At 55.8% G+C, this 19,204-nt stretch carries 14 protein-coding genes; 11 read left to right on the top strand and 3 right to left on the bottom strand.

The genetic code is table 11. From position 1 onward, the window contains the following. Positions 1-24: 24 nt before the first annotated feature. Positions 25-1,377, bottom strand: a complete 1,353-nt coding sequence (yegD, locus tag IM265_RS20765; RefSeq protein ID WP_155026320.1) for a molecular chaperone — start codon at positions 1,375-1,377, stop codon at positions 25-27. Between the two features lie 130 nt (positions 1,378-1,507). On the opposite strand from yegD, the gene alkA reads away from it, so the two are divergent. After that, positions 1,508-2,380, top strand: a complete 873-nt coding sequence (gene alkA / locus IM265_RS20760; RefSeq protein WP_193030507.1) for a DNA-3-methyladenine glycosylase 2 — start codon at positions 1,508-1,510, stop codon at positions 2,378-2,380. Here alkA and IM265_RS20755 read toward each other — a convergent pair. After that, complete coding sequence (locus tag IM265_RS20755) at positions 2,345-5,674, bottom strand: diguanylate cyclase (protein WP_100169984.1); 3,330 nt, start codon at positions 5,672-5,674, stop codon at positions 2,345-2,347. The two genes, alkA and IM265_RS20755, sit on opposite strands and share 36 nt — an antisense overlap. 343 nt (positions 5,675-6,017) lie before the next feature. On the opposite strand from IM265_RS20755, the gene udk reads away from it, so the two are divergent. From udk to asmA, 3 genes are all read left to right on the top strand, one after another. Continuing rightward, the gene (gene udk / locus IM265_RS20750; protein ID WP_008500855.1) at positions 6,018-6,659 is read left to right on the top strand and encodes a uridine kinase; all 642 of its coding nucleotides are present in this window, start codon (positions 6,018-6,020) and stop codon (positions 6,657-6,659) included. A gap of 91 nt (positions 6,660-6,750) precedes the next feature. After that, positions 6,751-7,332 (top strand): dCTP deaminase, encoded by a 582-nt coding sequence (gene dcd / locus IM265_RS20745; RefSeq protein ID WP_028013805.1) that lies wholly within the window; start codon positions 6,751-6,753, stop codon positions 7,330-7,332. Between the two features lie 22 nt (positions 7,333-7,354). Further along, positions 7,355-9,205, top strand: a complete 1,851-nt coding sequence (gene asmA / locus IM265_RS20740; RefSeq protein WP_193030509.1) for an outer membrane assembly protein AsmA — start codon at positions 7,355-7,357, stop codon at positions 9,203-9,205. Between the two features lie 92 nt (positions 9,206-9,297). Here the strand turns inward: asmA and IM265_RS20735 are convergent, their stop codons facing one another. Beyond that, positions 9,298-10,881, bottom strand: coding sequence for a TerC family protein (locus tag IM265_RS20735; RefSeq protein WP_193030510.1), 1,584 nt, complete (start codon positions 10,879-10,881; stop codon positions 9,298-9,300). 692 nt (positions 10,882-11,573) lie between these two features. Between IM265_RS20735 and IM265_RS20730 the strand changes: the two genes are divergently transcribed. The 7 genes from IM265_RS20730 to wcaD all read left to right on the top strand — a co-directional run bounded on the left by IM265_RS20730 (position 11,574) and on the right by wcaD (position 19,188). Then, positions 11,574-12,713, top strand: coding sequence for a polysaccharide export protein (locus IM265_RS20730; protein ID WP_014170829.1), 1,140 nt, complete (start codon positions 11,574-11,576; stop codon positions 12,711-12,713). 6 nt (positions 12,714-12,719) lie between these two features. Further along, entirely contained in the window at positions 12,720-13,163 is a 444-nt protein-coding gene (wzb, locus tag IM265_RS20725) for a low molecular weight protein-tyrosine-phosphatase Wzb (protein WP_045629833.1), read from the top strand. A gap of 2 nt (positions 13,164-13,165) precedes the next feature. Continuing rightward, complete coding sequence (gene wzc, locus IM265_RS20720) at positions 13,166-15,328, top strand: tyrosine-protein kinase Wzc (RefSeq protein ID WP_041909110.1); 2,163 nt, start codon at positions 13,166-13,168, stop codon at positions 15,326-15,328. Between the two features lie 117 nt (positions 15,329-15,445). Continuing rightward, positions 15,446-16,288: a colanic acid biosynthesis glycosyltransferase WcaA gene (wcaA, locus tag IM265_RS20715; protein ID WP_028013800.1), complete on the top strand. Its 843-nt coding sequence runs from the start codon at positions 15,446-15,448 to the stop codon at positions 16,286-16,288. Further along, positions 16,288-16,779 (top strand): colanic acid biosynthesis acetyltransferase WcaB, encoded by a 492-nt coding sequence (wcaB, locus tag IM265_RS20710; protein ID WP_045260418.1) that lies wholly within the window; start codon positions 16,288-16,290, stop codon positions 16,777-16,779. The genes wcaA and wcaB overlap by 1 nt, the downstream gene beginning before the upstream one ends. Then, on the top strand, positions 16,776-17,993 hold the full coding sequence (gene wcaC / locus IM265_RS20705) for a colanic acid biosynthesis glycosyltransferase WcaC (protein WP_126345314.1): 1,218 nt from the start codon (positions 16,776-16,778) through the stop codon (positions 17,991-17,993). Before wcaB ends, wcaC begins: the two co-directional genes overlap by 4 nt. Next, positions 17,968-19,188: a colanic acid polymerase WcaD gene (gene wcaD / locus IM265_RS20700; protein WP_014884505.1), complete on the top strand. Its 1,221-nt coding sequence runs from the start codon at positions 17,968-17,970 to the stop codon at positions 19,186-19,188. Before wcaC ends, wcaD begins: the two co-directional genes overlap by 26 nt. The last annotated feature ends 16 nt before the right edge of the window (positions 19,189-19,204 follow it).

The following is a 19,204-nucleotide window of genomic DNA, read 5'->3' as shown; positions in this document are numbered from 1 at the left end:
AAGCCGCCACCCGGCACAACCGCATTAGCTAAACATCACCTGCGCCCAGCGCGCCAGCCCTGCGGTAACGGAGCCAAAGTCATCCCCACCGGCAATCGGAATGCCCGGCAGTTGTTCCGCCAGCGCTTTCTTGATCAGCGGCGAACGGGCGCTACCGCCGGTCAGGTAGATCACATCCGGCTTCTCTTTGCCGTTCTCCAGCGCCAGCTGGACCTGCTCCAGAATGCGCTGCAGCGGCTGAGCAAGCGCCGTTTCCAGCCCCTCCTGTGAAATCGCCGTGGCCAGATCCTCGCTGATAAACGGCAAGGAGACCGCGTGTTCAGGACGGTCGGAAAGGGCGATTTTGCACTCCTCCGCAGTTCGCACCACGCGGTAGCTCAGGCGCTGACGCCACACTTTATACAGCAGGGCGACCTTCTCGGCATCCTGCGCGTCGCGCACCAGATCGTTGAGGAAGCGCCCGTTCGCGGTGCTGTAAAAATCACTCTGCGCCGGAACGTCGTTGATGGCAATCGCGTTCCACCACGGCAGGATCGGCAGGGCGATGCCTTTTTCCGTTTGCCCGCCCATGCCCAGCAGCGGCATCAGGCTCTTAAAGGCCAGGGCGATATCCAGATCGTTACCGCCTACGCGGCAGCCGCTGTGCCCGAGCAGGCTGTTTTCTCGGTCACGACGGTGATGCCACTGCGGTCCCATTAGCAGAAGCGAGCAGTCCGTTGTACCGCCCCCGATGTCGACGACCAGCACGCGCTTCTCTTCCGTCAGCGTGGCTTCAAAATCCAGCCCCGCCGCAACCGGCTCGTACTGAAACACCACGTCGTGGAATCCCGCCCGGTGCGCCGCACGCTCAAGTATCCCCTGCGCCTGCTGGTTGGCTTCGTCACCGCCCAGCCCCTGGAAGTTGATCGGGCGGCCAATCACCGCCTGGGTGATAGTATCCGGCACCTGCGACTGCGCCTGATTGCGGATATGCAGCATCATGGCGCACACCAGATCTTCAAACATCGCCACCTGCTGCGGCTTCAGGCCGCTCGCGCCGAGGAAGGACTTTGGCGATTTAACGAAGTAGACCTCTTCCGGGTCTTCAATGTAATGCCCGAGCGAGGAGAGGCCAAACTGCACGCTTGAAGGGGTAACGTCGATGTCTTCCTCGCGGTTAAAGCTGACCGCCCGACGCAGCAGCGCCTGGGTCTCCGCCGCGGTAGCCGGAACCTGATGGTGGCGGAACAGCCACTCGCTCACCGCTTCGCGCGTCGGCGCGCAGAGCATTGACGGCAGCAGCGTGCTCTCTTTTTCCATTTTCAGAAGCTGCGGTTGGCCGTTTTGCATGATCGCAACCGAGCAGTTTGCCGTACCGTAGTCAAATCCAATAAACACGATTAATCCCCATGCCGGTGAGAAGGGGCGAGACTTTAACGAAATGTCTGCATCGCGACAACAGGAATATGAAAGCAAGGCAAAACAAGGTCTTTCCGTTTATGCTGATAAAAATAAAAAAGGAGCAGCGATGTATACCCTGACGTGGCAACCCCCTTACGACTGGCAGTGGATGTTTGGCTTTCTCGGCGCGCGTGCGGTGACGGGCATTGAAACCGTCACGAGCGACTACTACGAGCGCAGCTTTGCCTGCGACGGCCATCAGGGGATATTTCGCGTGACGCCGGATATCGCTACCCATACGCTGACCGTGACGCTCAGCCCGGGGTTGGTTCCGGTTGCGCAGACGTGTCTTGAACGCATCGGGCGCCTGTTCGATCTCGCCTGTAACCCGCAGCACATCGCGGATACGCTGGGGGATCTCGGCGCTGCCCGCCCCGGCTTGCGTCTGCCGGGGGCGATGGATGCGTACGAGCAGGGCGTCCGGGCCATTCTCGGGCAGTTGGTCAGCGTGGCGATGGCGGCGAAACTGGCTTCCCGCGTTGTCGCCCTGTGCGGTGAGCCGGTGAAGGATGCACCGGGTTATGTCTGCTTTCCCTCCCCGCAAGCGCTGGCCGCTGCCGATCCGCTGGCGCTCAAGGCGCTCGGGATGCCGGTAAAACGCGCGGAGGCGCTGATTCATCTGGCGCAGTCGGTTGTTGACGGGATGTTTCCGCTGACGCCGCCCGAGGACGTTGAGGCAGGCATGAAGGCGCTACAGCAGCGGCCGGGCATCGGGCGCTGGACGGCAAATTACCTGGCCCTGAGAGGCTGGCAGGCGAAAGATGTGTTCCTGCCGGATGATTATCTGATTAAGCAACGCTTCGCCGGGATGACTCCCGCGCAGATCCGTCGTTACGCCGAGCGCTGGCAGCCGTGGCGCTCCTACGCGCTGCTGCACATCTGGTATACCGACGGCTGGACGCCGTCAGTTGATGGCGAAATAACTGGTGTTGAGCAGTAGATCCAGCGGCTGCGGCTCGGCGATGGTGTCACCATAGATAAAATCAATGCCGATGCCGGAAAGCGTATCCATCATGATGGGCTGGTTGCAGGGGCCCGCGATGGTTTTCATCCCCAGACGCTGGGCGTGGCCCTGAACAATGGTCACCATCATCTCATCCATCAGATTACCATACACGTTGCTCACCACCTCGGCGTCGAGCATCAGATAATCGGCCATGTTCGGGCTCAGGTGGCTGAAGACGTTCATGTCGCGCCCTATCTGGCTGAAGATCACCCGGCAGCCCGCCTGGCGAAGCTTTTGCAGCCCTCGCTGCAGGTTCTCATCCGGATTACACACCACGTCGCTCGCGATAACCAGATGCAGCAGACGGCCCGGCATGGGGCTGTTATCGAGCAGGTCGAGGAGTTCATCGACCAGCGTTACGCTGGCTAAACCGGCGGCAGAAAGCGGCAGTGCTACCCCCATCCCTTTACGGGCGACCTGTGCGGCAGAGGTGCGGAAAAACTCACCAAAGATACGTCTGTCGAGGGCGTGCAGCAGTTCGGGCTCCGCCAGACCAGAACGGAAGGCGTGCTCCTCCTGGACTTCACCCTGGCTGGTCCACAGGCGTAGCGAAATCAGCCAGAAGTTACAGCTTTCCGGTATGCGCGGGGAGGCGACGCTGCGGGCTATCATCATCAGATGATTGTCTTTGATCATATGCCACTGTTCGTCCAGCGACATCATGCTGCGCGCGCTCCGATCCCGCTCCTGCTGCGGTTCGTACACCGTCACGATGCCGCGGCCGCTGTTTTTCGAGGCATAACAGGCAATATCCGCCTGCGACATCACTTCTGACGCCTGGTTATTATGCTCATCAATCAGCGTGATCCCTGCGCTGGCGCCAATCCGGTGCAGGCGACCTTCCCACATAAAGTGATAGTCATTGATGGTATGGATCAAACGCCCGGTGATATAGCGCGCGCTCTCAATATTGCAGTCCGGCAGCAGCAGCCCAAACTCGTCGCCGCCCAGGCGCGCCAGCACGTCGCTGGAGCGAAGCATGGTTAACATCATGGAAGAGAGTTCCCGCAGCAGGGCATCTCCCGCCGCATGGCCTGCGCTATCATTGACGGCTTTGAAGCGGTCCAGATCGATAAAGACCAGCGCATGACGCTGACGCGTCTCGCGAACGGTTTGCAGAAGCCGTTTGAGATGGTTTTCGAAGCTGACCCGATTTGCCAGGTGGGTGAGGGCATCGTGCGACGCGCTGTAGCTTAGCTGACGCAGCATTTTGCGCGACTCGGTGACGTCCTGAATAACGATCACCGAGCCAATACTGTGCCCATCAAGGGTACTGAGTGGCGTAATGCTGTAGTGGATATCAAACGATCCGCCGGTGCGGCAGTTCAGCACTACATCCTGGTCGATATCGGAGCGTGACATATCGCCGCTGTGAATATTCTCCATCAGCTGGCCCCGTTCCCCAAAGGTGATGTGTAACACCTTCAGGATCGGCTGGCCGATGGCCTCGGTCTGCAGCCAGCCGCTCATCTTCTCGGCGACCGGGTTCATAAAGGTGACGTTCATGTCGATATCGGTACAGAGCACCGCTTCGCCGATGGAGTCGAGCGTGATGTGCAGACGCTCTTTTTCCTGAAACAGCGCTTCGTTAAGCTCCTTCACCTCGGTCATGTCCATATTGATGCCGAGCAAACGTTCGACTTCACCCTCTTTATTCAGTACCCGGTTTGCCAGGGAGCGTATATGGCGCACGCCTTCCTTCACGCGGATACGGAATTCAAGCTTAAACGGCAGACGAGAAACCAGTGAATCCCGCAGTACCTGCTCCGCATGGGCGCGATCCTCCGGCAATATTCTTTCGTGCCAGAGCTGCCAGGTGGGCTTGATGTGCGGCGGAATTTCATACAGCTCAAACATCCGCTTATCCCAACTGATGATGTCTGGCTCCAGATCCCACTCCCAGATGCCGATGCCGCCCGCTTCGTTGGCCAGCGTAATGCGCTCCATCAGCCGTTTATTGACCCACTCGGTCTGCTTCAGGTCGTTAATGTCTTCAATCTGGGCGATAAAATAGAGCGGCGAGCCATCGGCATGGCGCACGACGGAGACGGCCAAAAGTGCCCAGACGACCTCTCCGTTGCGCGTGTAATAGCGCTTTTCAAGGGTGTAGGTGTTGATCTCGCCGTTGACCAGCTGCTCCAACTGTTCCAGGTCGGTATGCAAATCTTCCGGCCAGGTGAGCTGCTGGAAGGTGAGCGACTGTAGCTCGGTCTGGCTGTAACCGAGGAAATTGCACAGCGCCTTGTTGGCCTGAAGCCACTGGCCCTCCATGCTGACTAACGCCATACCGATGGCGGAATACTCCATCGCATTACGAAAGCGCTCTTCGCTCTCGGTGATGTGTTTGCGTTCGGCACGGAAGGCATACATCACCATGGTCATCACGTTAGCGGGGAGGAGGAGCATCAGGAACGGCAGCCACGGCGCGTTCATCATCGGCCCGGCATGTTGGGTGGTCAGCGCCGAAGGGTTATGGGCAATCATCAGTGAAACGACCATCACGGTAACCAGAAACACCATGAACGCTTCCATCCGCGGCAAGCGCACGGCGCTCCACATCAGCAGGACAATCACGCAGGTAAAGGGCCACGGCAGCCAGGTGATGGATGCCCAGCTGAGGGCCAGCGTTACGGCCATGGTAACCAGGGTTTCCAGCAGCAATCTCGGATCACGGTGGCGGAGCAGGTAATGGGATTTAAACAGCAGCCCCAGCGGCACCAGCGCCAGCGCGCCAATGGATTCAGATAGCACCCAGACGATGAAATTACGCAGCGGCTCAGGGCCGGGGATCAGAAGCGTCATCAGAATACCGCCCACCAGCGGCGGCACCAGCGCGCTGCCTATTGCCAGGCGGATCCAGTCGTTTAAATTTTGCAGCGGGTTGTACCACGGAAGCAGCTTGCGCAGTAACACGGCACCGATGATGGCCTCAATAACGTTTATTGCGGTGTAGGTGGGGTTTATCGACGCCCAGGAGAACACCATCCACGAGGCCAGAATATTGCCAAATGAACAGGCCAGGGCTATCCCGGGCCACATTTTTCCTGCATGGCGGTAAAACGCCACCATCATAATGGCGGTAGGAAACCAGAGTGGCGCCAGCAGGGTACCGAAGCGGGTAAGCTCCAGCGAAAATAAGGTAAAGATAAAGGTGACCAGGCCCAGACAGACAAGTCGTAATAAAGGATGTGGGGTGGTAACCAAAACCCGCTGGTATTGTTTATTCATTACCGCTTTATCCAGAGACGCCATGCCGTCAGGAGAGAAGTACGCACGAGTGAATTTGATAATTTGGTTTATGCTAGTACAAACAATTTACAATTCATATGGCGACTGCTCATAATTTGACATCATAGACTTATTAAATAGTTACTCGCTAAAAAATTCCTGTTAAACGCTGAAAAAACGGTCATTAAAATTTCTCTCAGGGATCAATGCGCCACTTTTCAGCCTGTCTCGCAGAACCTGCGCATTCGACTGGTATCACGCCCGCGAAATCCCTATAATTGCCGCGTTTGACGCTCCGGCGTCGTCCTTCCTTAACATCCAGGTTATTCAGGTCGCTAAATTTATGACTGATAAGTCTCATCAGTGCGTCATTATAGGCATCGCCGGCGCATCGGCTTCAGGTAAAAGTCTAATTGCCAGTACGCTTTATCGCGAACTGCGTGAACAGGTAGGTGATGAGCATATCGGCGTCATTCCCGAAGACAGCTACTACAAAGATCAATCCCATCTGTCGATGGAAGAACGTGTAAAAACCAACTACGACCACCCGAATGCGATGGATCACAGTTTACTGTTCCAGCATTTAGAAGCGCTTAAGAGCGGCCAGGCGATCGAACTGCCCGTTTACAGTTACGTAGAACACACCCGTACCCAGGAAACGATCCGCATCGAGCCGAAGAAGGTCATTATCCTTGAAGGCATCCTGCTCCTGACCGATGCCCGCCTGCGTGAATCCATGAACTTCTCCATCTTCGTCGATACCCCGCTGGATATCTGCCTGATGCGCCGCATCAAGCGTGACGTTAACGAGCGCGGCCGTTCGATGGACTCCGTCATGGCGCAATACCAGAAAACGGTCCGTCCGATGTTCCTGCAGTTTATTGAACCATCCAAACAATACGCCGATATCATCGTGCCTCGCGGGGGCAAAAATCGCATTGCTATTGATATCTTAAAAGCGAAAATCAGCCAGTTTTTTGAATAAGCCGCGCGAATTGTGTACCGTTCAGAGATAACCTGGTTTTACCCTGAGCGTTCAACGGCTCAGGGTACGATGCATGAAAGGAGAAAGTACCATGCGTCTTTGCGATCGTGATATTGAAGCCTGGCTGGATGAAGGCCGCTTGTCTATTACCCCACGTCCCCCCGTGGAGCGCATCAATGGGGTGACCGTTGATGTACGGTTGGGGAATAAATTCCGCACCTTTAGCGGCCATACCGCGCCGTTCATCGACCTCAGCGGGCCGAAGGATGAAGTCAGCGCCGCGCTCGATCGCGTCATGAGTGATGAAATCATCATTGACGAAGGCGAAGCTTTTTATCTGCACCCGGGTGAACTGGCGCTGGCGGTGACGTATGAATCCGTGACCCTGCCTGCGGATCTCGTCGGCTGGCTTGATGGCCGTTCTTCTCTGGCCCGCCTGGGGTTGATGGTTCACGTGACCGCGCACCGTATCGACCCAGGCTGGTCCGGCCGTATCGTGCTGGAGTTCTTCAATGCCGGTAAACTGCCGCTGGCGCTGCGCCCCGGAATGATGATCGGTGCGTTAAGCTTTGAACCGCTCACAGGCCCGGCAGACAGGCCTTATAACCGCCGCCAGGACGCAAAATACCGCGACCAGCAGGGTGCGGTTGCCAGCCGTATTGATAAAGACTGATCGTTAGTCCATTGAGGATGCCATGAGAAGAGTTCTGACAACGCTGATGATTTTGCTGGTAGTGCTGGTTGCTGGCCTTTCGGCGTTGGTTCTGCTGGTTAACCCGAATGATTTCCGCGCTTACATGGTGCGGCAGGTCGAGGCACGCAGTGGTTACCAACTGAAGCTTGACGGGCCGCTGCGCTGGCACGTCTGGCCGCAGCTCAGCATTCTCTCTGGCCGCATGTCGTTAACCGCGCCGGGCGCGGCACAGCCGCTGGTCTCTGCGGACAACATGCGTCTCGATGTGGCGCTGATCCCGCTCATCTCCCATCAGCTGCAGGTTAATCAGGTGATGCTGAAGGGCGCGGTCATTCAGCTTACCCCGCAGACCGAAGCCGTGCGCGACGCGAATGCGCCGGTTGCGCCGCGCGAGAATACCTTACCGGATGAACCGTCCGATACGGGCTGGTCCTTTGATATAGGCAAACTGAAAGTGGCCGATAGCGTGCTGGTGTTCCAGCATGAGGATCAGGAGCAGGTCACCGTTCGTAACATCAGCCTGCAGATGGAACAGGATGAACACCATCTTGCGTCGCTGGAATTTAGCGGACGGGTAAACCGCGACCAGCGCGATCTGTCCCTTTCGTTGAATGCAAACGTGAATGCGTCGGACTACCCGCATCAGCTGACGGCCGACATCCAGCAGCTTAGCTGGCAGCTGACGGGAGCGGATCTCCCGACCCAGGGGATCGCCGGGCAGGGGACGCTGCAGGCCGTATGGCGCGAAGAGCAAAAACAGCTGGCGCTGGAAAACCTTAATCTGCAGGCCAACGACAGCAGCCTGAAAGGGCAGGCGAGCGTCACGCTCGACGATAAGCCGAAGTGGGTGCTGAACCTGCAGTTTGACAAGCTCAACCTGGAGAACATCCTGCCACCGGTGCCGGCAAGCGCAACGGACAGCGATGCCGTGCAGACGGGGCAAAGCCAGTCACCGGTGTCGCGTCCGGTTATCTCATCCAACCTTGAACAGCCTGACTATAACGTGCTGCGCGGCTTCACGGCGGATATTCTGCTGAAAGCTAACAGCGTGCGCTGGCGCGGTATTGATTTTACCGACGTGAGCGGCCAGATGTTCAACCACAACGGGTTGCTGGTAATTTCAGAACTGAGCGGCAAAATGGGGGCGGGTCACCTGTCTCTTCCGGGTACGCTGGACGTGCGTAAGGACGTTGCCAGCGCTGAATTCCAGCCGCGTCTCGACAACGTTGAGATTGGCAGCATCCTCAAAGCCTTTAACTATCCGATATCCCTGACGGGTCAGCTGACGCTGGCGGGCGATTTCTCAGGCACCAAAATTGATGCCAACGCCTTCCGCCGTGAGTGGCAGGGCGAGGCGCATGTTGACCTGAAAGATTCGCGAATGGAAGGGCTCAACTTCCAGCAGCTGGTTCAGCAGGCGGTGGAGCGCAGCAGCGATGTTAAAGCCCAGGAAAACTACGATAGCGCAACTCGCCTCGACAGCTTCACCACTGACCTGACGCTGGATAACGGGGTGCTGACGCTGGCCGGGATGCAGGGAACTTCATCTATGCTGTCGTTAACCGGAGAAGGCTCGCTGGATCTGGTCAAAGAGACGGCGGACACGCGCTTTAACGTCCGGGTGCTTTCCGGCTGGCAGGGCGAAAGCAAGCTGATTGACTTCCTCAAAGAGACGCCGGTTCCGCTTAGCGTATACGGCAAATGGCAGGCGCTGAACTACAGCCTTCAGGTAGATCAGATCCTGCGTAAGCATCTGCAGGATGAAGCGAAGCGTCGGCTCAACAGCTGGGCGGATCGTAATAAAGATTCCCAGAACGGCAAGGATGTGAAGAAGCTTCTGGATAAGCTTTGACGGCGGTGCGGCCTGATGCCCTCACCCAGACCCTCTCCCACGGGAGAGGGAGCAAACACTAAAACGGCAACGGGGTTGCCGTTTTGGTTTACCTAGACCTCAAAATCCAGCTCTTCCTCATCCCTCAGTGGAATAAGCTGCACTTTCTGCACGCGATGGTTTTCAATCTGCAGGGTTTTAAGCAGATAGTCGCCCACCTGAACCTCTTCTCCCGGCTGCGGGATGCGCTGCAAATACTCCATCAGCAGACCGGCAATGGTGTGGTATTCCCGTTTTTCATCCAGCGGTAGCGGCACGTACTGCACAAGGTCTTCCAGCGGCATGTGGCCGTTGGCCGTCCACGAGCCGTCAGCGTTTTTCTGAATGTCGTGGCGGGCATCAATCTCATCCACCTCGTTTGGCAGATTACCGGCGATGGTTTCCATTACGTCGCTGAGCGTGACCAGCCCTTCCACCGAACCAAATTCATCCACCACAAACGCGAAGTGGGTGCGCGCGTTGCGGAACTGCTCCAGCGCGGAGAGCAGCGGAAGCGCTTCCGGGAAGACCAGCGGCTGGCGTACCAGCGCGCGCAGGTTGAGCGGCTCGGCGTGTAGCTGCTGCTGGAGCAGGTCAATCACGTGTACCACCCCCAGCAGATCCTCTTCCTCTTCACCGCCGGTGACCACCACGCGGGTGTGCTGGTTTTTATCCAGCAGGGCGCGGATCTGCTCTTCCGGTGCCGTGAGGTCAATATGCTCAATGTCATGCCGGGAGGTCATGATGCTGCTGACCGTGCGCTGATTCAGGTTGAGCACGCGCTCGATCATCAGCCGCTCCTGCGGGTTAAAGATTTGCCCGTCGCTGTGATCGGCCAGCAGGGCAGAGGATTCGGCGTCCAGCTCGGCATCCTCTTTCCTGCCGCTCAACAGGCGCATCACGGTGTCGGCCGTGCGCTGGCGCAGGGTCTGATTCGCGGAGAGAAACCGGCGGCGGTTAAATATCGCCAGCTGGTTGAGCGCTTCAATCATGACGGAGAAGCCAATGGCGGCGTACAGGTAGCCTTTCGGAATGTGGAAGCCGAAACCGTCTGCAACCAGGCTGAAGCCAATCATCAGCAGGAAGCTGAGACAGAGGATCACGATTGTCGGGTGGCTGTTCACAAAGCGGGTCAGTGCTTTGCTTGCCATCACCATCAGCGTGATGGCGATGATTACCGCGGCCATCATGACGGCGAGATGGTCCACCATCCCGACGGCGGTAATCACCGAATCCAGGGAGAAGACCGCATCGAGCACCACAATTTGCGCCACCACCGGCCAGAATCTCGCCCCGCGTCGCTGGGTCGGGTTCTCGCTGTCCTTGCCTTCGAGCCGCTCGTTAAGCTCCACCGTGGCTTTGAACAGCAGGAACAGCCCGCCGAAGAGCATGATCAGGTCGCGCGCGCTAAAGCTCAGACCGCGAACGGAGAACAGAGGCTGAGTGAGCGTGACCATCCAGGAGATAGAGGCCAGCAGCAGTAAACGCATCACCATCGCCAGCAGCAGACCCGTCACGCGCGCGCGGTCGCGCTGGGAAGGGGGCAGTTTTTCAGCGAGGATGGCGATAAACACCAGATTATCAATACCGAGCACTAATTCGATGACGACCAGCGTCACCAGCCCGGCCCAGATTGATGGATCGGCAATCCATTCCATAGTAATAGCAATACCTTCTGTTATATGACGAATGTCACACTTCGATCATGGATAAAGCTGGGGGAAAATGCAATGTCGGGCTGAGATTTCTCTTAATACGATGCGTAAAAAAGAGAGCAGTCTCAGATGAGTGTAAATAAGCAAAATACGTATATTTTATTATTTTGAGTGCTTTTTAGGATATATCGCAGATAATGGTTTTTACTCTCTTTTTGTCAATATAAAGAAAATCCTAAAAGGTCAAAACTTTGCTCTTAATATTAATCTTAAAAACAGATATTAGGACAGTTGTCTCCTTGCCTGCTATTAGGTTAGCTGCAACAATTCTCCCAGCATCAAATGTTAAATCTTGTTGTTGCTATTATTGTTTTGGTCTTCGGAATGGTCATTCATTATCCGTTGTGTATTTCAAGCGGCTGATATATTTCCAGAAGACCTTACTCAAGAGGGTGTCTATCCATAAAGCATTGTTTAGTCAGTGGATTGGTAACTGAAAGCCAAGGGCGGTAGCGTGCCTGAAAGCGTGTGAATCAGCCTCGATTATTCTGTCAATAGCCAATGGATGAATAAGCTTTTTTTAGGACTGATGCCAGTTATATTTCTATTTGATTAACTGCATGCTGAAACCCAATACGTCTCAGGCTTATTTAAATTGCACAGGATAATTACTCTGCCAAAGTGATAAATAATCAATGATGAAATCCAAAATGAAATTGATGCCATTATTGGTGTCTGTGACCTTGATGAGTGGTTGCACGGTCTTTCCCGGCAGCAATATGTCAACAATGGGTAAGGATGTGATCAAGCAACAGGATGCCGATTTTGATCTCGACAAAATGGTGAATGTTTATCCACTTACGCCACGTCTGGTCGAACAATTACGTCCACGTCCGAATGTTGCCCAGCCGAATATGTCTCTGGACCAGGAAATTGCCTCCTATCAGTATCGCGTGGGGCCGGGCGACGTGATCAACGTGACCGTCTGGGACCACCCTGAACTGACCACGCCAGCGGGCCAGTACCGTAGCTCAAGCGACACCGGGAACTGGGTACAGTCAGATGGCACCATGTTCTATCCGTACATTGGTAAAGTACATGTCGCCGGAAAAACGCTTGCCGAGATCCGTAGTGATATTACCGGCCGCTTAGCGCAGTACATCGCCGACCCGCAGGTGGACGTTAATATCGCCGCATTCCGCTCGCAAAAAGCCTATATCTCCGGTCAGGTGAACAAATCCGGCCAGCAGGCCATCACCAACGTTCCGCTCACCGTTCTGGACGCCATTAACGCCGCGGGCGGCTTAACCGACGGCGCCGACTGGCGCAACGTGGTGCTGACCCACAACGGCAAAGAGCAGCGCATTTCGCTGCAGGCGCTGATGCAAAACGGCGACCTGACCCAGAACCGCCTGCTCTATCCGGGCGATATTCTCTACGTACCGCGCAACGACGATCTGAAAGTCTTCGTGATGGGTGAAGTGAAGAAACAGAGCACCCTCAAAATGGACTTCAGCGGCATGACCCTGACCGAAGCGCTGGGCAATGCTGAAGGTATCGATCTGACCACCTCTAACGCGACCGGTATCTTCGTCATCCGTCCGCTGAAGGGTGAAGGCAGCGCGAAGGGCAAGATTGCCAACATCTACCAGCTGGATATGTCCGATGCGACGTCTCTGGTGATGGCGACGGAGTTCCGTCTCCAGCCATACGATGTGGTTTATGTCACCACCGCGCCGGTTGCCCGCTGGAACCGTCTGATCAACCAGTTGCTGCCAACCATCAGTGGCGTTCGCTACATGACGGATACGGCGCGCGACATTCATACCTGGTAATCCGCGATGTTTAACAAAATTCTGGTGGTATGCGTGGGGAACATTTGCCGTTCCCCCACGGCTGAACGGCTGTTGAAACAGTACCAGCCCGAGTTAACGGTCGAGTCCGCAGGGCTTGGCGCGCTGGTGGGCAAAGGTGCCGACGAGCGCGCCACGAGCGTGGCCCGCGATCACAACCTTTCTCTTGACGGGCATATCGCCCGCCAGGTCACCGGCCGCATGTGCCGGGAGTATGACCTGATTCTGGCAATGGAAAAACGGCATATTCATGCGCTATGCGATATCGCTCCGGAGATGCGCGGCAAGGTGATGCTGTTTGGTCACTGGGACAACGAACGCGAAATCCCCGATCCGTATCGCAAGAGCCATGAAGCCTTCGAGGCGGTTTACACCTTACTTGACCAGTCTGCCCAACAGTGGGCGCAGGCACTGAAAGCTCAGCAGGGATAACAATGACAGAAAAAACAAGACCTTCTGCCGCCCCGACTTCGGGCAGTGATGAAATTGATATTGGTCGCCTGGTCGGCACGGTTATCGAGGCAAAGTGGTGGGTGCTTGGCATTACTGCCGTGTTTGCCGCAGCGGCCGTCGTGTATACGCTGTTCGCCACACCTATCTACAGCGCCGACGCGCTGGTGCAGATCGAGCAGAATACCGGCAACTCGCTGGTGCAGGATATCGGCTCCGCGCTGGCGAACAAACCGCCAGCATCCGACGCTGAAATTCAGCTGATCCAGTCGCGTCTGGTGCTGGGTAAAACGGTTCACGACCTCGGACTCGACATCTCCGTCACCAAAAATACGTTTCCGATCTTCGGTGCCGGCTGGGACCGTCTGATGGGGCGCAGCAATGACACCGTAAAGGTCACTGACTTTGTGCTGCCGAAAGGGGCGGGGGATCAAACCTTTACCCTGACGGTGCTGGGCCCGAAACAGTATCAGCTGACCAGCGATGCGGGCTTTAGCGCACGCGGCGAAGTGGGGCAGATGCTGAACAAAGACGGCGTTAGCATGATGGTTAGCGCGATCCACGCCCAGGAGGGCGGTGAATTCACCGTCACCAAATTCTCCACGCTGGGAATGATCAACAATCTGCAGAACAACCTGACCGTCACCGAAAACGGTAAGGACACCGGCGTGCTGAGCATGACCTTTACCGGTGAAGATAAGGATCAAATTCGCGACATCCTGAACAGCATTACCCGCAACTACCTTGAGCAGAACGTCGAGCGCAAGTCGGCGGAAGCGGCGAAAAGCCTGGCGTTCCTCGCTAAACAGCTCCCGGAAGTGCGTGCCCGTCTGGACGATGCCGAGAACAAGCTGAACGCCTACCGTCAGGATAAAGACTCCGTCGACCTGCCGCTGGAGGCGAAATCGGTTCTCGACTCGATGGTGAATATTGATGCGCAGCTCAACGAGCTGACCTTCAAAGAGGCGGAGATTTCCAAGCTTTACACCAAACGTCACCCGGCCTACCGCACGCTGCTTGAGAAGCGCCGCACTCTCGAAGAGGAGAAGGCGAAGCTGAACGACCGCGTGACCGCGATGCCGAAAACGCAGCAGGAGATCGTGCGTCTGACCCGCGACGTGGAATCCGGACAGCAGGTTTACATGCAGCTGCTGAACAAACAGCAGGAGCTGAAAATCACCGAGGCCAGCACCGTGGGTGACGTGCGCATCGTCGACCCGGCCATTACCCAGCCTGGCGTGCTGAAGCCGAAGAAAGCGCTGATTATTCTCGGCAGCATTATTCTTGGCCTGATGCTCTCTATCGTTGGCGTCCTGCTGCGCTCGCTGTTCAACCGCGGCATCGAAAGCCCGCAGGTGCTGGAAGAGAGTGGTATCAACGTCTATGCCAGCATTCCGCTGTCTGAGTGGCAAAAATCCCGTGACAGCGTCAAGACCATCAAGGGCGTTAAGCGTTACAAACAGAGCCAGCTGCTGGCCGTGGGTAACCCAACCGACCTGGCGATTGAAGCGATCCGCAGCCTGCGTACCAGTCTGCACTTCGCCATGATGCAGGCTAAAAACAACGTCCTGATGTTAACCGGCGTCAGCCCGTCAATCGGTAAGACCTTTGTCTGTGCCAACCTGGCGGCCGTGGTGAGCCAGACCAACAAGCGCGTGCTGCTGATCGACTGTGATATGCGTAAGGGTTATACCCACGAACTGCTGGGCACCAACAACGTGAACGGTCTGTCGGAAATCCTGCTGGGTCAGGGAGAGATTAGCCAGAGCGCCAAGCCGACCTCGATTCCGAGATTCGACCTGATCCCGCGTGGTCAGGTGCCGCCGAACCCGTCTGAACTGCTGATGAGCGAGCGCTTCACCCAGCTGATTGAGTGGGCGAGCAAAAACTATGACCTGGTGCTGATCGATACGCCGCCAATTCTGGCCGTGACCGATGCCGCCGTGGTTGGCCGTCATGCGGGTACCACGCTGATGGTGGCGCGCTATGCGGTGAACACCCTGAAGGAAGTGGAAACCAGCCTGAGCCGCTTCGAGCAGAACGGCATTGAGGTGAAAGGGGTCATCCTGAACTCCATCTTCCGCCGCGCGACCGGGTACCAGGATTACGGTTATTACGAGTACGAATACAAGTCTGACAGCAAATAACAAAACACCCCCCCTCACCCTAACCCTCTCTCCTGAGGGGAGAGGGAACTGTCCGGTGCCGCCTTTCACCCTCTCCCCTCTGGGGGAGAGGGCCGGGGTGAGGGGTAGGAGGAAAAGATGACCACACAACGCCCTTTAGTTTCTATCTATATGCCGACATGGAACCGTCAGCAGCTGGCGATCCGCGCTATTAAGTCGGTCTTACGTCAGGATTACGATAACTGGGAACTGATCATCGTGGATGACTGTTCTTCCTCGTATGAACAGCTGCAAAAATTTGTCACCGAACTCAACGATCCGCGCGTGATGTATACCCATAACCCGATTAACTCCGGGGCGTGCGCGGTGCGTAATCAGGCGATTATGCAGGCCAAAGGGCAGTATCTGACCGGCATCGACGATGACGACGAATGGACGCCGAACCGCCTGTCCGTCTTCCTTTCGCATAAAGAGCAGCTGGTCACGCACGCTTTTCTGTATGCCAACGACTATGTTTGCCAGGGCGAGGTTTACTCGCAGCCCGCGAGCCTGCCGCTGTATCCGAAATCACCGTACTCTCGTCGCCTGTTCTACAAGCGCAACATTATCGGTAATCAGGTCTTTACCTGGGCGTGGCGCTTTAAAGAGTGCCTGTTCGATACCGAACTGAAGGCCGCGCAGGATTACGACATCTTCTTGCGGATGGTGGTGGAGTACGGCGAGCCGTGGAAAGTGGAAGAGGCCACGCAGATCCTGCACATCAACCACGGGGAGATGCAGATCACCTCCTCACCGAAGAAGTTTTCAGGCTACTTCCATTTTTACCGCAAGCACAAGGACAAGTTTGACCGTGCCAGCCGCAAGTATCAGCTCTTTACCCTGTATCAGATCCGCAATAAGCGCATGAACTGGCGCACCCTGCTGACGCTGCTGTCGGTGCGTAACGGCAAGCGTCTGGCTGACGGGCTTCGGGGGAAATAATGTTTCTGGAAGATTGCCGCGCAAACAGCTGGAGCCTGCGCCCGTGCTGCATGGTTCTGGCGTACCGCATCGCGCACTTTTGCTCGGTGTGGCGCAAGAAAAACGTACTGAACAATATCTGGGCGGCACCGATTCTGGTGCTGTACCGCATCATCACCGAATGCTTTTTTGGCTATGAAATCCAGGCCGCTGCCACCATTGGCCGCCGCTTTACCATCCACCACGGCTATGCGGTGGTGATCAACAAGTTCGTGGTTGCGGGCGATGATTTCACCATTCGCCACGGGGTGACGATCGGCAACCGCGGGCCGGACAGCCTGGCCTGCCCGGTGATCGGCAATAACGTCGAGCTGGGGGCGAACGTGGTGATGATTGGCGACATTACGATTGGTAACAACGTGACGATCGGGGCGGGCAGCGTGGTGCTGGACAGCATTCCGGATAACGCGCTGGTGGTGGGAGAGAAAGCCCGCGTGAAGGTGATTAAATGAACATTCTGCAATTTAACGTACGCCTCGCAGAAGGCGGAGCGGCAGGCGTGGCGCTGGATCTGCACCAGCGTGCCCTGCAAAAAGGACTTCAGTCCCGGTTTATTTACGGCTACGGCAAAGGCGGCAAGAAAAGCGTCAGCCATGATAACTTCCCGCAGGTGCACAAGCACACGCCGCGTCTGACCTCTGTTGCCAACATTGCGCTGTTCCGCCTGTTTAACCGCGATCTGTTTGGCAACCTGAACAGTCTTTATCGCACCGTGACCCGCACCAGCGGCCCGGTTGTGCTGCATTTTCACGTGCTGCACAGCTACTGGCTGAATCTGGAAGAGGTGGTGGCGTTTTGTCAGAAGGTGCAGGCCCACAAGCCCGACACCCGCTTCGTCTGGACGCTGCACGATCACTGGAGCGTAACCGGACGCTGCGCGTTTACCGACGGCTGCGAAGGCTGGAAAGATAGCTGCCAGAAATGCCCGACGTTGAGCAACTATCCGCCGGTGAAAGTGGATCGCGCGCATCAGTTGGTAGACGGAAAGCGTCAGTTGTTCCGCGACATGCTTTCGCTCGGCTGCACGTTTATCTCCCCGAGCCAGCACGTGGCCGACGCCTTCAACAGCCTGTATGGGGCAGGGCGCTGTCAGATTATCAACAACGGTATCGACGTGGCGACGGAAGCCATCCTGGCCGAGCTGACGCCGGTGGCGGAAACCGCGGGCAAACCGAAAATTGCCATCGTTGCGCACGATCTGCGCTACGACGGCAAAACCAACCAGCAGCTGGTGCGCGACATGATGGCGCTGGGTGACAAAATTGAACTGCACACCTTCGGCAAATTCTCGCCGTTCGAAGGCGCTAACGTGGTGAATCACGGGTTTGAAACCGACAAGCGCAAGCTGATGAGCGCCCTCAACGGCATGGACGCGCTGGTGTTCAGCTCCCGCGTGGATAACTACCCGTTGATCCTCTGCGAGGCGCTCTCCATCGGCGTGCCGGTGATTGCCACCCACAGCGATGCAGCGCGCGAAGTGCTGGAAAAATCGGGCGGAAAAACCTTCGCCGGGCACGAGGTCCTGCCTCTGGTGCAGCTGCCGAAGGCGCAGATCGCCGAGGCCGTTTTTGGCACTGACCTGGAATCGTTCCGCAACCGCAGCCGCAAGGCCTACAGTGGACAACAGATGCTGGAGGAGTATGTCTCGTTCTATCAGAATCTGTAGTTATCTGCTGCTGCCGCTGATCTACCTGCTGGTCAACGTCAAAATTGCCCAGCTCGGCGAAAGCTTCCCGATAACCATCGTGACTTTTTTGCCCGTTCTGCTTCTGCTGTATGTCGATAAAATCAACCTGAAGAAGCTGATGATTGCCCTGGGGCTGGGCACGGGCCTGACGCTGTTTAACTACATCTTTGGCCAGTCGCTGGATGCCAGTAAATACGTCACTTCAACCATGCTGTTTGTTTATATCGTTATTATTATTGGCATGGTCTGGAGTATTCGCTTCAAAACTATTTCACCGCACAATTATCGGAAAATCCTCAGGTTCTTTTATATTGCCGTTGCGTTAATTGTTATGCTTGCCGCACTGGAAATGGCGCAGATTATTTTGACCGGTGGCAGCAGCCTGATGGAGATAATTTCGAAATATCTCATTTACAGTAACAGCTATGTACTGAACTTCATTAAGTTTGGAGGGAAGCGTACAACGGCGCTCTATTTTGAACCGGCGTTTTTCGCTCTGGCGTTAATCTCAATTTGGCTCAGCATCAAACAGTTTGGTATCAAAACGCCTAAGACCGATGCTATGATTCTTGCAGGAATCGTTCTGTCTGGATCGTTCTCAGGGGTAATGACATTTATCCTGTTTTACCTGCTGGAGTGGGCGTTCCAGTACCTGAACAAAGATGCGATTAAGAAAAAACTGCCGCTGGCGATAATCTCTCTGACGGTATTTTTAGTAGGCGTCATATTCGCGTTTCCGTACATTTCAGAACGTCTGGGGGATTTGGGAACGGAAGGGTCATCGTCCTATTATCGCATCATTGGTCCGCTGGTGATGGTGGGTTATTCCTTAACCCATATCGATGGTGTAGTAAGATTCGGCTCACTTTACGAATATGTTGCATCATTCGGAATCTTTAACGGTGCGGATGTCGGTAAAACCATAGACAATGGTCTGTATCTGTTAATTATTTATTTTTCATGGTTCGCCGTACTGTTGACGCTGTGGTATCTGTTTAAAGTTTTCAAAATGATGATCAACGCGTTTGGTGATAACCAGAACTTTCGCGTGCAGCTTTATCTTTTTACGCCGGTGTCGCTGTTTTTTACCGGGTCAATATTTAGCCCGGAATATGCTTTCTTGATTGTCTGTCCGTTTATTTTGCGTAAGGCGCTTAATATTACGAACGTATGACGAAATGAGGTGATTT

The sequence above is a fragment of the Enterobacter cloacae complex sp. P17RS genome (genome assembly GCF_014895885.1).
GTDB classification, from domain to species: domain Bacteria; phylum Pseudomonadota; class Gammaproteobacteria; order Enterobacterales; family Enterobacteriaceae; genus Enterobacter; species Enterobacter bugandensis.
This window is presented reverse-complemented; position numbering and strand designations above follow the sequence as displayed.

Bases quoted from the DNA above. Each gene is read 5' to 3' on its own strand.
- alkA (WP_193030507.1), top strand. From the start codon at position 1,508: ATGTATACCCTGACGTGGCAACCCCCTTACGACTGGCAGTGGATGTTT.
- IM265_RS20755 (WP_100169984.1), bottom strand. From the start codon at position 5,674: ATGAATAAACAATACCAGCGGGTTTTGGTTACCACCCCACATCCTTTA.
- udk (WP_008500855.1), top strand. From the start codon at position 6,018: ATGACTGATAAGTCTCATCAGTGCGTCATTATAGGCATCGCCGGCGCA.
- dcd (WP_028013805.1), top strand. From the start codon at position 6,751: ATGCGTCTTTGCGATCGTGATATTGAAGCCTGGCTGGATGAAGGCCGC.
- asmA (WP_193030509.1), top strand. From the start codon at position 7,355: ATGAGAAGAGTTCTGACAACGCTGATGATTTTGCTGGTAGTGCTGGTT.
- IM265_RS20735 (WP_193030510.1), bottom strand. From the start codon at position 10,881: ATGGAATGGATTGCCGATCCATCAATCTGGGCCGGGCTGGTGACGCTG.
- IM265_RS20730 (WP_014170829.1), top strand. From the start codon at position 11,574: ATGATGAAATCCAAAATGAAATTGATGCCATTATTGGTGTCTGTGACC.
- wzb (WP_045629833.1), top strand. From the start codon at position 12,720: ATGTTTAACAAAATTCTGGTGGTATGCGTGGGGAACATTTGCCGTTCC.
- wzc (WP_041909110.1), top strand. From the start codon at position 13,166: ATGACAGAAAAAACAAGACCTTCTGCCGCCCCGACTTCGGGCAGTGAT.
- wcaA (WP_028013800.1), top strand. From the start codon at position 15,446: ATGACCACACAACGCCCTTTAGTTTCTATCTATATGCCGACATGGAAC.
- wcaB (WP_045260418.1), top strand. From the start codon at position 16,288: ATGTTTCTGGAAGATTGCCGCGCAAACAGCTGGAGCCTGCGCCCGTGC.
- wcaC (WP_126345314.1), top strand. From the start codon at position 16,776: ATGAACATTCTGCAATTTAACGTACGCCTCGCAGAAGGCGGAGCGGCA.
- wcaD (WP_014884505.1), top strand. From the start codon at position 17,968: ATGTCTCGTTCTATCAGAATCTGTAGTTATCTGCTGCTGCCGCTGATC.